At 70.0% G+C, this 13,507-nt stretch carries 13 protein-coding genes and 1 pseudogene; 7 read left to right on the top strand and 7 right to left on the bottom strand.

The window, feature by feature from the left end; all coding sequences use genetic code 11:
• Position 1: 1 nt before the first annotated feature.
• Positions 2 to 880, bottom strand: a complete 879-nt coding sequence (locus VIR15_RS03195) for a S1C family serine protease (RefSeq protein WP_331926026.1) — start codon at positions 878 to 880, stop codon at positions 2 to 4.
• 286 nt (positions 881 to 1,166) lie between these two features.
• On the opposite strand from VIR15_RS03195, the pseudogene VIR15_RS03190 reads away from it, so the two are divergent.
• A pseudogene (locus VIR15_RS03190) lies at positions 1,167 to 1,451 on the top strand (VOC family protein); the annotation flags it as partial.
• A gap of 147 nt (positions 1,452 to 1,598) precedes the next feature.
• Here VIR15_RS03190 and VIR15_RS03185 read toward each other — a convergent pair.
• Together VIR15_RS03185 and VIR15_RS03180 are read right to left on the bottom strand one after the other, a co-directional pair.
• Entirely contained in the window at positions 1,599 to 2,249 is a 651-nt protein-coding gene (locus tag VIR15_RS03185; protein ID WP_331926025.1) for a response regulator transcription factor, read from the bottom strand.
• Positions 2,246 to 3,385, bottom strand: a complete 1,140-nt coding sequence (locus VIR15_RS03180; protein WP_331926024.1) for a sensor histidine kinase — start codon at positions 3,383 to 3,385, stop codon at positions 2,246 to 2,248. Before VIR15_RS03180 ends, VIR15_RS03185 begins: the two co-directional genes overlap by 4 nt.
• Positions 3,386 to 3,513: 128 nt before the next feature.
• Between VIR15_RS03180 and VIR15_RS03175 the strand changes: the two genes are divergently transcribed.
• The 6 genes from VIR15_RS03175 to VIR15_RS03150 all read left to right on the top strand — a co-directional run bounded on the left by VIR15_RS03175 (position 3,514) and on the right by VIR15_RS03150 (position 7,758).
• Positions 3,514 to 4,431 carry an ABC transporter ATP-binding protein gene (locus VIR15_RS03175; protein ID WP_331926023.1) on the top strand — a complete coding sequence of 306 codons (918 nt, stop codon included), beginning with the start codon at positions 3,514 to 3,516 and terminating at the stop codon, positions 4,429 to 4,431.
• Positions 4,428 to 5,183, top strand: a complete 756-nt coding sequence (locus tag VIR15_RS03170; RefSeq protein ID WP_331926022.1) for an ABC transporter permease — start codon at positions 4,428 to 4,430, stop codon at positions 5,181 to 5,183. The genes VIR15_RS03175 and VIR15_RS03170 overlap by 4 nt, the downstream gene beginning before the upstream one ends.
• Before the next feature lie 196 nt (positions 5,184 to 5,379).
• Entirely contained in the window at positions 5,380 to 5,622 is a 243-nt protein-coding gene (locus VIR15_RS03165) for a YciI family protein (RefSeq protein ID WP_331926021.1), read from the top strand.
• 263 nt (positions 5,623 to 5,885) lie between these two features.
• Positions 5,886 to 6,635, top strand: coding sequence for a P-loop NTPase family protein (locus VIR15_RS03160; protein ID WP_331926020.1), 750 nt, complete (start codon positions 5,886 to 5,888; stop codon positions 6,633 to 6,635).
• Positions 6,636 to 6,797: 162 nt separating this feature from the next.
• Complete coding sequence (locus tag VIR15_RS03155; protein ID WP_331926019.1) at positions 6,798 to 7,334, top strand: GNAT family N-acetyltransferase; 537 nt, start codon at positions 6,798 to 6,800, stop codon at positions 7,332 to 7,334.
• A 79-nt stretch (positions 7,335 to 7,413) separates the two neighbouring features.
• Entirely contained in the window at positions 7,414 to 7,758 is a 345-nt protein-coding gene (locus VIR15_RS03150; RefSeq protein WP_331926018.1) for a hypothetical protein, read from the top strand.
• 24 nt (positions 7,759 to 7,782) lie between these two features.
• On the opposite strand, the gene VIR15_RS03145 is transcribed toward VIR15_RS03150, so the two are convergent.
• The 4 genes from VIR15_RS03145 to VIR15_RS03130 form a co-directional block, all read right to left on the bottom strand.
• Positions 7,783 to 8,946 carry a VWA domain-containing protein gene (locus VIR15_RS03145; RefSeq protein WP_331926017.1) on the bottom strand — a complete coding sequence of 388 codons (1,164 nt, stop codon included), beginning with the start codon at positions 8,944 to 8,946 and terminating at the stop codon, positions 7,783 to 7,785.
• Entirely contained in the window at positions 8,943 to 11,150 is a 2,208-nt protein-coding gene (locus tag VIR15_RS03140; protein ID WP_331926016.1) for a DUF5682 family protein, read from the bottom strand. Before VIR15_RS03140 ends, VIR15_RS03145 begins: the two co-directional genes overlap by 4 nt.
• Positions 11,147 to 12,244, bottom strand: a complete 1,098-nt coding sequence (locus VIR15_RS03135) for an ATP-binding protein (RefSeq protein WP_331926015.1) — start codon at positions 12,242 to 12,244, stop codon at positions 11,147 to 11,149. The genes VIR15_RS03140 and VIR15_RS03135 overlap by 4 nt, the downstream gene beginning before the upstream one ends.
• A partial coding sequence (locus VIR15_RS03130) for a DUF5691 domain-containing protein (protein ID WP_331926014.1) occupies positions 12,241 to 13,507 on the bottom strand: 1,267 nt, incomplete at its 5' end. The genes VIR15_RS03135 and VIR15_RS03130, both read right to left, overlap by 4 nt.

Below are 13,507 nucleotides of genomic sequence, written 5' to 3'. Positions count from 1 at the left end.
GTCAGCGTGGGGGCCCGCCGACGGCGCCGCCGGCGGTGGCGATGGGGACGGCGAAGCCGATCCCGACGAAGAGGCTCTCGTTGGTCGGGTTGGCCAGGCCGGTGACGATGCCGACGACCTGGCCGGCACCGTTGAGGAGCGGACCTCCGGAGTTGCCCGGGTTGACCGCGGCATCGATCTGGATGAGGTGCTCGAGGCGGCGGCCTCCGTCGACGCGGACGTCGCGGTCGAGTGCGGACACGACGCCCGCCGAGAGGGATCCCGGCAGCCCGAGTGGATGTCCGACGGCGTAGACAGGGGTGCCGACCTGCACCCGGCCACCCAGGACGGCGGGCACCACGGTCTTGGGGAGGGTCTTGGGCGTGAGCGCGGCCATGTCGTTGTCGGGGTCCGTGGAGGCGATGGTGGCCGGTGAGCTCGTGCCGTCGGTGTAGGCGACGGTGATCGAGTCAGCGTCCTCGACGACGTGCAGCGCGGTGAGGACCGTGCCCGTGGCGTTGACGATGACGCCGGCGCCCGTGCCGCCGAACTCACCCTCCGCGTTGGACCCCCGTGTCGTGATGAGGACGAGGGACGGCTGGATCGCCGCGTAGGCGACCGTCCCCTCGGCGGGTGCCCTGGCCTCCTCCTCGGCCTGGGCGTTGAGACCAACCGTCACGCGCGCGTCGACGTCCCGTTGGGTCAGCGGAGGAGGTCCGGGATCGCGCAGTGCGACGAACGCGGCGATCCCTGCGACCACGAGCACCGCCACGACCGCGATCCACGTCCTGCGACTGAGGCGCCGGAGCCAGGCGACTTCCGAGGGTTTGACGACACGTTCCTCCGGGTCGCCGGGATCCACGGCGACGGGCACCTCGGGTGGGACGGGGAGACGTGCCACCTCTCGACTGTACGTTTCGCTCGGCGAAAGCGGCAGCCCCAGCCACGACCAGCAGGTGGGCGTATGCCGCTGAGCCGGCACTGCGGCATACCGACCTTTGACGTGCGGCGGGCTTCCCAGACGGCCGTCGTCGAGGACTGACGACACCGATTGCCGGCGAAGGATGGGATGGGTGGGAGTTTGCCCAGCATGGCGCCGAAGGTGAGATCGCTCCGGCGCCTTCGCCGTCCCGCCCAAGCGGGGGTACACAACTGACTCCTCGCGCTGACTCGGTAGCGTGCCGCGCGTGTCCATCAAACTCGAGAACGTCGGGATCGCTGTCCGCGACCTCGAAGAAACGATCGCCTTCTTCACCGACCTCGGGCTCACAGTCGTGGGCCGTGACACGGTCAGTGGAGAGTGGACCGACACCGCGGTCGGCCTGGACGGCAACCACGCCAAGATCGCCATGCTCCAAACGCCAGACGGGAACGGTCGCCTCGAGCTCTTCGAGTACATCCACCCCGACGCGATCGAGACGGAGCCCACCCGGCCCAACGAGATAGGCATGCACCGCGTGGCCTTCTCGGTTCATCGTGATGCTCGCCGAGGACCTGACAAGAACTGACTGAGGTCGATCCCTTCCAGCGCCCGACAGGGCACTGTGGTCCTCGGAGACCGAGTAGATCGGGCCGGCACGGACGAACCCAAGGGCTGCCTGTGCGTACTTGTCGTGGGATCAGGGGAACTGGACGAGGCCAGCTTCGTACGCGGCGATGACGGCCTGGGTACGGTCTCGGACGTTGAGCTTGCGCAGGAGGCTGCTGACGTGGCTCTTGACGGTTTGGAGACCGAGGTACAGCTCGGCGGCGATCTCGTCGTTCGACAGTCCGCGGGCCATGAGTTGCAGTATCTCCCGTTCGCGACCGGTGAGGTTGGTCGGCGCGGCTCGTCGCGCTGTTGCCCCGGACATGTAGTGCGCGGCGAGGGACCGGATCGCCGCCGGGAAGAGCAGGCTCTCGCCGCGAGCGACGATTCGCACGGCGTCCACGATCTCGGCGGAGGGCGCACGTTTCGGCACGAATCCGTCGGCGCCAGCCTGCAAGGCGGCATAGACGTTCTCGTCCTCGCCGAACGTGGTCACGATGAGGATGCGCGGAGGATCCGTCAGTCGCCTGCGCAGGTCGAGCGTGGCCTGGATGCCGTCGACGAGGGGCATCCGTATGTCCATGACGACGACGTCGGGGCGCAGCCGAGTCACCAGTGGCACCAGCACCGCGCCGTCGGGTGCCTCTCCCACGACCTCGATGTCGTCGCGGGCGGTGAGCAACGCGCGCAGGCCACTGCGGACGAGCTCCTCGTCATCGACCAGCAGGACCCTGACGGTCATGCCGGGTACCTCGATGGGAGCAAGACTTCCACCCGCCACTCGCTGCCCGAGGAGCCGACGTGTGCAGTGCCGCCGAGGACGGCGACGCGCTCGTGCAACCCGGGGATACCGCGGCCTTCCCCCTGGGCTGCAGTGGCAGGCACGGGGTTACGGACTGCGATCCGCAACTCCTCGCCGTCAGTGTCGATGCCCAATTGGATCGGCACCGGGCCGGCGTGGCGCAGCACGTTGGTGAGGGCCTCCTGCACGATGCGGTACGCCTCTCGTGACACCTCTGTCGGAAGATCGCCAAGATCGTCCGGCAACCGCAGGTCGACTGTTGCGCCGGCCGCTTCGACCGAACGGACGAGCCCGCCCACGTCCACGAGCGTCGGGGCGGCGGCAGACGGCGACGAGTCACGGATGAGTGCCAGCACGCGTTCGAGGTCCTCGGCGGCTTGCCGGGCGCTGTCCTCGATCGCTACCAGAGCGCGGTCGACGAAGGCTCGATCACGGTCGGCGACGTCGCGAGCCGCAGCCGCCTGCAACAGCGTGATGGTGAGCGCGTGCCCGATGGAATCGTGGAGCTCGGCCGCCAGCCGGGTTCGCTCCAGCAACTGTGCCGTTCGCTCCTCCTGTGCCCGCAAGCGTTCGGCCGTGGACGGATGTAGCAGCAGTCGCGCGATCACCGCGGCCAGCGCACCGACTGCCGCGATGCTGTAGACCCAGACCAGGAACAGGCCCGCGGCCAGCGGAAGCGCTGCCCACCGCGGAGCCGAGCTCGGCGAGGTACCGCCCAGCAGTGACCAGGCCGCGCCCACACCCAGCGCGGTCAACTCCGCCGCGAGTACGCCCAGCTCAACTCGCACAACGAGCCAGGCGAACAGCCGGCCCCGGTCACCCCAGGTTTGACTCGAGTCCACGGCAACGTCGTCGTCATCAGACAGCAGCAGAGCCCGGGCCTGCACACCCTCGCTGCGGCGGACCGCGGGGACGCAGGCGAGCAGCAGCAGCGGCGGCAACGGTGCGATGTGGAGTCCCGACAGCGTCTCCGGCGACATGTCCTGCAGGCCCGGGGAGACCAAAGCACAGACCACCGCGAACCCCGCCCCCACGGCCAGGTGAACAGCACGCAACCAGGTGGACCGCTCAGTCACCGGTTTCCACCATGTGGACATATGGGGATTATCGGTTCTCAACGACCGCTGGCGCATCACGCTGGCGAGGGAGAAGGTCGGGACGCGCGAGGGAGGCGCAGCAGGCCGAGTCGCCCCAGTGTGGTGCCATGCACGAACCAACCATCGAGGTGCGCGGGCTGACGAAGAAGTACGGACCGGTGACGGCCGTCGATGATCTGACCTTCACGGTTCCGGCCGGCACCGTCACGGCACTGCTCGGTCGCAATGGGGCAGGCAAGTCCACCACGCTGCGGATGCTGCTCGGCCTGGACCAGCCGACCATCGGTACAGCGGTCATCGGAGGGCGACCCTACGCCGACCTGCCTTTCCCACTGCGGACCGTCGGCGCCCTGCTCGACAGTAGCGCCGCGCATCCGGGGCGCACTGCGCGTCAGCACCTCCGGTGGCTGGCGGCCAGCAACAGCATCGGTGACGGCCGCATCCGCGAGGTGCTCGAGCTCGTGGGGCTGAGTCACGTCGCCCACCATCGGGTCAATGGCTTCTCCCTCGGCATGCGCCAGCGACTAGGTATGGCCGCAGCGCTCCTCGGCGACCCCCAGGTCCTGCTCCTCGACGAACCCGTCAACGGTCTCGACGCCGAAGGCATCCGGTGGCTGCGCGCCTTCCTGCGCGAGCTGGCCGATCAAGGACGTACCGTCCTGGTGTCGAGCCACCTGATGGGTGAGGTCGAGCGGACCGTCCACCACGTGCTGGTCTTGGGGGCCGGCCGGTTGCTGGCCGACATGCCCCTGAGCGACTTTGTCGCCGAGCACGCGGGAATCCAGGTTCGAGTCCGGACATCTCGAACTCGGCACCTGCGCGACGTCCTCAGCGCCGCCGGCGCCGCCGTCACCGAAGAGGATGGGGGCCTGCGCGCCAGCGGTATGGACGCCGAGCGAATCGGTGCGCTCGCCGCACAGCACGGCGTACCGCTGACCGAGCTCAGCACGGCGACGCACTCACTGGAGGACGCCTTCCTCGAGCTCACCGATCCCGCCATCGAACGGAAGGGAAGAGTCGCATGAGGACAGTCCTGGCACCAGCGCTGCGGGCGGAATGGATCAAGGCCACGAGCCTGCGATCCATCTGGCTGTGCCTGGCCATCTTCGTCGTGGGCGTGGCCGGCATCGGTATCGCCGTCGTCGCGTCGATCGGGGACGTTGAGGCGCGGCAACCCGACTACGACCCCAGCACTGTGGCCTTCTACGGCCTCAACTTCGGACACGTGGCCGTGATCGTGCTGGCGGTACTCCTGACCGCTGGCGAGTACAACCGGCACACCATCCACGCCTCGCTCGTAGCAGTGCCCAAACGCGCTGCCTTCCTCGCCGCCAAGCTCGGTGTAGGCGCCGTCCTCGTGCTCCTGGCTTCGGCTTTTGCGGTGCCGCTGACTCTCCTCACCGCGCGAGCCGTTCTCGGGCCGACAGCGGTTCCTGTCACGGAGCCTGCGATGCTGCGTTCAGCGGTGGCGGCAGTTCTCTATGTCACCCTGCTCACCGTGCTGTGCATGAACATTGCGATGCTCATCCGCAACCAGGCCGGCGCAATCGGCCTCCTGGTCCCCTTCTTCTTCCTCCTTTCGCCGCTCCTCGAACTCGTACCGGTGGTCCAAGAGGCCGCGGCGTTCCTGCCCGATCGCGCTGGAGCCACAGCTCTCAGGCTCGAGAGCCGACCGACTGACCCCTTTGGCCCGTTGACCGCCATGGGGGTCGTCATCTGTTGGGCGGTCGCCTCCGGCATCGGCGCTTGGGCGGCTCTGCGCCACCGCGACGCGTGAACCACAGGACCCAGGACGCCGGCGCCGTTCGTGGGTAGGTGTGACGCGGACCGGATGGGTCCGCCCGAGCAAAAGGAGCAGTCGTGGCCGAGTACCTCCTGTATTTCAACCAGCAGTGGGTGGGTGACCACACCGCGGTGGTTCCGCGGGCGTGGGCCGCTCGCGATGGCGGTCGTGAACGAGATGAAGGCGGCCGGTGTACGTGTTCGCCGGGGGGCTGGAGGAGGAGGACGGCCGGGTCTACAGCGCCGCTCCGACCGGTGGCTCGGTGCTGATCACCGATGGGCCGTATGTCGAGACCAAGGAGTTCCTGGGCGGGTTCGCGGTGGTGGACGTGCCCGACGAAGAGGCCGCCACGATGTGGGCGGGCAGAATCGCGGAGGCGTGCGGCTGGCCCCATGAGGTGCGCCGCGTCCACTCGTCGCCCCCTCCCGCGTGACACCGTGTACCAACGCATCGGTGAAGGACACACCGCCGATGAGGGCAACTCGTAGGTCGGCGAGGTCCTGCCCGCCAGGGGAGCCGTCGTGGGGTCCGCGCTTCCGTGGCGGTTCGGACCACCGTCACCGGAGTGCCCGGACAGTGACCGACGGAACGTAGGCTCGGTGTGCCATAGGCTCTTGATTCGCACGCCGAGGAGGCTCTGTGTCTCACACACCATTTCGACTACGGACGATTCTGCCGAGTTCGAGTCGCACCGCCTTGGGCGCGACCCTCGCCGGCGGTGTGCTGACCGGTCTCGCGTCGGCGCCTGAGCGGATGAGCCGGCTGTTCCGGCACCGCTTCCCCATGGTGGCCGTGACGGGAATGACCGGCGTCGGCAAGAGCCAGCTCGTTGACCGGCTCACGCGGCGCGCCTCCGGCGACGGCGTGGCCGAGGTGGGCTCGGCGGTGATGGAGCGTCGGACCCGCCGCTCGCCGCGGCTGCAGGGCTTCCGGTTCCTGGTGGTGCCGGGCGACAACGCGGCGACGCGGCTCGGTGCGCTCGACGAGGTCTTCCATGACGAGCCGGTCGACGGGGTGATCCATGTGGTTGCGAACGGCTACGCCACACCACGACGAACCGCAGGCACTACCGGTACGGCGACCGCGACCCGCGAGGAGCAGCTCGCCGCCGAGCTTGAGGACTGGACGATCACCTCGCACCGGATCGCCTCGATGGCGGTACGTCGTCACAAGCCGATCTGGCTCGTCATAGCCGTGACCAAGACCGACCTCTACCCCGAGGAAGTGGACGAGGTGGTGCACTACTACTCGCCGGGCAGCGGGTCGCCGTTCGGTGACAAGGTGGACGCCCTGCGGGCCCTGGCGGGCGGCGCGAAGCTCTCGATTGACGTGCTCCCGGTGTCCAGTCAGGGCGGCGACCGCAAGTCGCCGATGCCGACCAGGCGCGCCAGCGCCATGGTGGACGCCCTCGCGGCGCGCCTGGCGCAGCTCAGCGGTCACGCCTGAGCCTCACTGAGGGCACACTGGACCGATGATGCGGATCCCGCGCCGGGCAAAGGTCATTGGTGTCGTCTTCGCCGTGGTGCTTGCGGCTTTCCTTGCAGCTGCTATGAATCGGTCACTGCCTGACGATCAGTGCAGTCGCCCCCTTTCCGAGCGCGTCGGCGGATGGGTGTGCCCCCGTTGAGCGGCGTCGAGGACCCTGTCAGCACCATCCGCACGGCAGTCCCGGCCGATCTGCTCGAGCTCCAGCGGATCTACCGGTCCGCCTCTCTGTCCAATCCCGGGGATGCTCCGTTGTTGCTGGCTCGGCCCGAGTTCCTCCACTTCGCGGGCGAGGGCGTCGTCCAGGGCCGCACTCGCGTGGCGGTGGCCGGCGTCGAGGACAGGGGAGCGATCCTTGGCTTCGCCACGGTGACCGTGGGACACGACGGCGAGCCCGAGCTCGAAGATGCGTTTGTCGACCCCCAGTGGCAACGACGAGGTGTCGCACGCCGACTCATCGAGGACGCCGTTCAGGCGGTGGGCAAGTCTGGGCACCAGCGCTTGTGGGTCACGGCCAACCCGCACGCGGTCGCCTTCTATACGGCCGTTGGGTTCGTCGGGAGCGAACAGGTCGCCACCGAGCTCGGCCCGGGGCTGCGCCTCCACCTCGACATCAAGCCGGCTCAGGCTCGACGCAAAGTCAGTGAGCGATGGCACTGAGCACCGACCCGAACCTCGCGAAGAGCGGCAAGCTGCGCGACCTCGCCGGAGTGGCCGGCGTGATGCTTGCCTTGGGCGCGTGACGTGTACGCCGGGTTCCGGACCCGAGTGCCAAGCAGTCGGCGACGAGCACGTCGTCACCCCATCCGAGTTCACTCGGGCTGGAGTCGTCACGGCCACCCCTGCTGCCGACGGCAGTGCGGCGGTCGACGTGGTGTTCGACCCGGAGGGAGCGACAGCGTTCCTCGAGGCTTCCAGACAGGTGGTCGACAAGGGTGACAGCGGACGCCTCGTGCTGAGGATCAATGACCAGGCGATCTCTGCGGTACGGGTGCCGAGTGCCGTTGCGGTTACGCGGCTGCACATCTCCCTGCCGGACCATCTTCACGCGCAGGACGTGGTCCGACAGATCACCGAGGGCTGAACCCGAGCCCCGGCGCTCTGGCGCTCAGTCCTCGTCGCCATGTGTCGTCACGATGTCGTTGGCTGCCGCCCAGGCCGCGATGTCGCGGCGCTCGATGGCCGTGGCCATGAGGTGCGGGAACTGGTCCGGCGTGCAGGCAAAGGTCGGCACTCCGACGGCGGCGAGCGCGGCCGCATGGTCCGCGTCGTAGCTGGGCCGGCCTGAGTCGCTCAGGGCCAGCAGGGCGATCATCGTCGCGCCGGCACCCGTAATGGCTGCGGCCCGGCGCAGCATCTCTTCGGCGATCCCGCCCTCGTAGAGGTCGCTGATGAGCACGAGGATCGTCTCGTTCGGCTGCGTGATGAGGCCCTCGCAGTAGGCCAGGGCCTGGTTGATGTCCGTGCCGCCGCCGAGCTGGACGCCGAAGAGCACCTCCACCGGGTCGTCGAGCTCCTCGGTCAGGTCGACGACCTGGGTGTCGAAGACGACGAGCCGGGTGGAGACGGATCGGAGCGATGCAAGCACGGCGCCGAAGACACTGGAGTAGACGACGGACTCCGCCATCGAACCCGACTGGTCGATGCACAGGATGATGTGGCGCTCGACGCGCTGGGCGCGGCGTGCGTGTCCGACCAGCCGTTCCGGGATGACCGTCCGGTGATCCGGTTGGTAGTGCTTGAGATTCGCGGCGATGGTGCGGTTCCAGTCGATGTCCGACTGCCGCGGCCGACGGGTCCGGGCTGCGCGGTTCAACGCCCCGGTGACGGCTTGGACGGTCTCGGCGCGCAGCCGCTCCTCCAGCTGGTCAGTCACCGCCCGGACGACAGCCCGGGCCGTCGCCTTGGACCGCTCCGGGATGATCCGGCCGAGGCCGACGAGGGTGGTCACCAGGTTGATGTCCGGCTGGACCGCCTCGAGGAGCTCGGGCTCGAGGAGCAGCTGGGTCAGGCCCAGCCGGTCCATGGCGTCGGCCTGCATCACCTGGACGACCGAGGAGGGGAAGTAGCCGCGGATGTCGCCGAGCCAGCGCGCGACCCGGGGGGCCGAGGCTCCCAGACCGCCACGGCGCTCGCCGTCGTAGAGCTGGCGAAGCGCCTCGTCGCGACGCAGGTCGTCTGCGCCCAGGCTCGCGGCCTCGCCAATTCCGTCGGCAGCGTCGCCGCCGAGCACCAGCCGCCAGCGGGTGAGCCGGTCACGCTGATGGGTCACGCGGTCACCTCCAGGCCAAGGAGCCGAGCGACCGCTTCGACGGCTGGGGCCGCGCGCTCGAGGTCGAGGTCGTGGGACTGCTCCGGCCGAGGCCGGCGCCCGCTGCCCAGCGACGTGAGGTGGGCCCCGATCTGGCGCCGCTCGCTCGGCTGGTACCGGGAGAACGTCCGTCGCAGGAGGGGCAGGAGGTCCTCGAAGGCCTCGTCCGCCACCGAGGCGAGCCACTCGTCGACGATCGCGAGCAGCTCATCGCTGTGGAGCAACAAGAGGGCCTCGCCGGCAAGGAAGCCGTCGAGCCACGACGCCGCAGCCGGCCCGGGCACAGCTTGGGACAGGTGTCTCGACAGGCGCGTGGCCGCGGTCGACTGGTCGATCTCACCGACATCCAGGAGCAGCCGGTTGGCGCGCCCGGACACGGCCCCATGGATCCGGTCGTCGGCTGCGACCGCGGCCACGGCCCGGTGCCACGGCGTGCGCAGCTGAAGGTCGTCCATGAGGGCCACGCCGCGGTGAGCGGCCTCGATCGCGGCCCGCATCGCCTCCGCGCCGTCGTCGTCGAGGCTGGCGCAGGCGGCACGCAATCCGACGGAGGCCCGGACAACGACAGTGGCCAGGACGTGCGCCACCTCCGCGACATCGACCCCCCGGACATCGCCGTAGCGGCACGTGCGTGCCAGCGGCTCGACGGTGCCGAGCAAGGCGACGGTGTCGTGCTGGCGGGCCGTGCGATCGGCGAGCGTCGCCACGACTGACCGAAGCGCGGTGGGGAGGTCAGCCTGGAGGCACTGCTCGATGAGCCGACCCAGGGCGGCGAGGTCGGTCGACTGCTCGGCCAGCTCGGCGACCCTGGCCTCGGTCGCCGAGGCGACGGTGTTGCCATAGAGACTCGCCTCGATGACCGCGACTGCGAGCTCGGGGTACCACTCGAGCTGCCAGGCCTCCTTGAAGGTGCCGGTCGTGCGGCCGGTGTCGATGCGCTCGCCCCAGTCGATGCCGAGGAGCGCCAGACGGTGGAGCAGGACCGATCGGGCCAGCTGCGCCTCGCGCCGGAGGTCGAGCTCGACGACCGTCGCCGTGGTGTTGGGTTTCAGCCGCAGGGACCGCTGTTGCCGCGCGAGGTCTGCGGCGAGCGGCACCATCGGCGTCGAGTCCGGGACCTGACCGAGCTCCTCGCCGACGACGAGGGTGCGGTCGATGAGCCGAAGCGGGAGGTCCGAGCCCTCGGTGAGGGTTGCTCGCGTGGCATCGGTCAGCTCGCTCAGCCCGACCGAGGGCCTGCCCCGAACGGCGGCCAGGGCCTCTGCGAGCCGGGTCGCCTCGACGACCGATGCGGTCGAGGCGTCGAGGCGCTCGTCGCGCAGGGCGCGGGCCACCCGGACGAACCACGACGGCACGACGGACTCCTCCGGCGTGACGAACAAGTGCCGGTACCAGCCGGGCGAGCGCACGCCGGCCCCGTAGCCCGAGGTGTAGGCGAGCTTGGCCGCCGACCAGGGCACCCAGGTCGCGGCGACCTTGACCTTGGGCAGCTTGGCGAGCAGCGCGTTGTCGCTGCTGACCGTGGGGAACGCCGATGGGTCGAGCGCGGGGGCGTGATATGCCCCGCAGACGACGGCGATGCGCGCGGCACCGTCGCGTTGTGCCCGGCGAATCACCTTGCGCATGGAGGCCTCGCGCCGCGCGTTCTCGAGGTCGTCGTGGCGTCCGTCGGATGCCCGGACCTCCGCCATCGCGGTGGTCAACTGTCGGAACTGCTCGAGACTCGATGACCTCCGGTGCTCGATGACGTCCTCCCACCACCGCTCGGGATCGTCGTAGCCAGCTGTCCTCGACAGCAGGGTGAGCGGGTCGGCCCGCTCAGCTCGATCCGCTGCGGGCTCGGGCGAGAGGGCCAGCGCATGGGTCGCAGGAAGATCGGCAAAGCCGACGGTGATCCCGCGTTCGATGGCCCAGCGCAGCGCGACCCACTCGGGGGAGAAGACCGCAAAGGGGTAGAAGGACGACAGCCGCGGGGTGTCCACGGCATAGACGAGCCCCGCGACGGGTGGGACGAGGTCCGGGTCACCGGCCAGCGGAACGAGGGCATCGAGCTCCGGCGGCCCCTCGATGACGATCCGGTCCGGGGCGAGTTCCTCCAGTGCGCCAAGCACGGTCCGGGCCGAGCCCGGGCCGTGGTGCCGCACCCCGAGGACTTCGACGGTCATGCCAGCTCGCGGCACGCCCGGTAGAGGTCGGCCCACTCGCGCCGGTCCTTGACCACGGTCTCGAGGTACTCCTGCCAGACGATCCGGTCCTGGACCGGGTCCTTGACGATGGCGCCGACCAGACCGGCGGCCACGTCGTCGGCCCGCACGACGCCGTCACCGAAGTGCGCCGCCAGGGCTGCGCCATTGGTCATGACAGAGATCGCCTCCGCGGTCGACAGGGTCGCCGACGGCGACTTGACCGTCGTGCGCTGGTCGGCGGTGACACCCGATCGGAGTTCCCGGAAGACCGTGACGACGCGCTGGATCTCTGCTAGCGACTCCAAACCATCCGGCAGCTCGAGGCTGCGGCCCAGGGCGGCGACGCGGGTCCGGACGATCTCAACCTCCTGGTCGAGCGTGTCGGGCAGGGGCAGCACGACGGTGTTGAACCGTCGCTTGAGCGCGGAGGACAGGTCATTGACCCCCTTGTCGCGGTTGTTCGCGGTGGCGATGACGTTGAAACCCTTCTGCGCCATCACCTCCTCGTCGAGCTCGGGGATGGGCAGGTGTTTCTCCGAGAGGATGGTGATGAGCGCGTCCTGCACGTCTGCCGGGATCCGGGTCAGCTCCTCGATCCGCACGAGTGAGCCCAGGTCCATGGCGCGCATCACCGGGCTCGGCACGAGCGCTGCTCGCGTTGGGCCCTCCGCGAGCAGCCGCGCATAGTTCCACCCGTACCGCAGCGCCTCCTCCGGTGTCCCGGCGGTGCCCTGCACGACGAGGGTCGAGTCCCCGCTGATGGCGGCGGCGAGGTGCTCGCTGACCCACGTCTTCGCCGTGCCGGGTATGCCCAGGAGCAGCAGCGCGCGATCAGTGGCGAGGGATGCCACCGCCACCTCCATGAGGCGTCGCGAGCCGAGGTACTTCGGTGTGATCTCGGTGCCGTCGTCGAGCGTCCCGCCGAGCAGGTAGGTCGTGACCGCCCACGGGGACAGCCGCCAGCGTGGTGGTCGCGGCCGGTCGTCCACGGCCACGAGGGCGGCGAGCTCGGCGGAATTCGCATCTTCCGCGTGCGCGCGCAGAACCGTTGTCGTGGTGGGTGATTCGCTCATCCGAAGGCCTCGCTGATCGATCGCTTGACGGAATGGAACTGGAGCAGGTTGCGCAGGTGGGTGGCCACCGAGGATTCGTTGCGAGCCCGCGCGAGCCACGCCTCGAGGGCCGGAAGGGCGTCCCGGTGCAGCCCCGCGAGGAGCTGCGGCATGGCCTGCGGCAGGTGCACGCTCGGTGCCTTCAGCGTCGCGAGCCGGGCCAACACGGCGAGGCTGAACTCAGCCGACCACGGCGGCGGCACGGCCGCAAGAAGTCCGGCCACGGAGGCGCTCTTGTCGGTTGTCAACCGGGCCAGCACGACGGTTTCGCGCTCGGCGGCCGGCAACGCCGGGACGAGCTCCGGATCCCACACGCGCGTCAGTACAGCGGCTGCCCACAGCGGGTCTCGCCGCAGGCGGACAGCCTGCCGTATGCCGCTGAGTGCGTCCGCGTCGGACAGCCGGCTCACGATCGTGGCCGGGTCCCAACCGGTCACGTCCGTCCACAGGTCGAGCGGTGCGCCGGCGCAGATGCGCTCGAGCCACCAGCCTCGTACTGACCGGCGCCCCGGTGGCTTGCCGAGCCCGTCTCGCCGGCCTGTGGCGTCGGGGGCATCGGGGAGGGTCACCTCGAGGCTGCGCTTGAGCACGCCCTTGGTCTGGATGAGGGGCCGGAGCCGTTCCGCCATCCGCCCGGCGCGGGCCGAGCCGGGGAGCCCGTCGAGGAGCACGGCCGCTGCTTCACGGACCGTGGCCGCCCGGTCGTCGAGCGCACGCTCGAGCAGCGCCTCATCCTCCGGGCCGAGACCGACGCGCAGCGCTCCGAGATGGGCCGCTCGGTCCCGGGCGCTGTCGGACGGCCACGTCGACTCGACGAGGGCGCGCGCCCGGGCTGGGTCGTCGGCGCGCACGACCGTGAGGACGGGGAGCCGCTCGGAGGAGGGGAGTCGGGCCCAGTCGACGTCCGTGTGCTCAGCGGCCGCAGACGTCGCGACGACACCCGACAGTGCGTCGGCAACCCACAGCCAGTCCGGGCGTTGCGCGGCGAGCCACGCACCCCGACGGTCGAGCACCGCTGCGGTGGGCCCGCGGAGGCGTCGGGACGTCGTGGCGAGGTCGAGGACGGTGGGCAGGAGCGAGTGGGGCACGCGTCGCCCGGCGGCCGCGGCGGTAAGGAGCCAGTGCAGGACGAGGCTGTCCCGCTGCTGCGCACCCGCGGGGGGATGGGTGAGGACCAGCTCGAGGAGCTGGATCGCCAGCCGACCGGCGGCGGGTCGTTCGTCC

It is taken from the genome of Intrasporangium sp., assembly GCF_036566125.1.
Taxonomy (GTDB): Bacteria; Actinomycetota; Actinomycetes; order Actinomycetales; family Dermatophilaceae; genus Intrasporangium.
Note: the sequence above shows the minus strand (reverse complement) of the source record. Positions and strands in the feature narration are given on the sequence as shown.

Bases quoted from the DNA above. Each gene is read 5' to 3' on its own strand.
- VIR15_RS03185 (WP_331926025.1), bottom strand. From the start codon at position 2,249: ATGACCGTCAGGGTCCTGCTGGTCGATGACGAGGAGCTCGTCCGCAGT.
- VIR15_RS03175 (WP_331926023.1), top strand. From the start codon at position 3,514: ATGCACGAACCAACCATCGAGGTGCGCGGGCTGACGAAGAAGTACGGA.
- VIR15_RS03170 (WP_331926022.1), top strand. From the start codon at position 4,428: ATGAGGACAGTCCTGGCACCAGCGCTGCGGGCGGAATGGATCAAGGCC.
- VIR15_RS03155 (WP_331926019.1), top strand. From the start codon at position 6,798: ATGGGTGTGCCCCCGTTGAGCGGCGTCGAGGACCCTGTCAGCACCATC.
- VIR15_RS03140 (WP_331926016.1), bottom strand. From the start codon at position 11,150: ATGACCGTCGAAGTCCTCGGGGTGCGGCACCACGGCCCGGGCTCGGCC.
- VIR15_RS03135 (WP_331926015.1), bottom strand. From the start codon at position 12,244: ATGAGCGAATCACCCACCACGACAACGGTTCTGCGCGCGCACGCGGAA.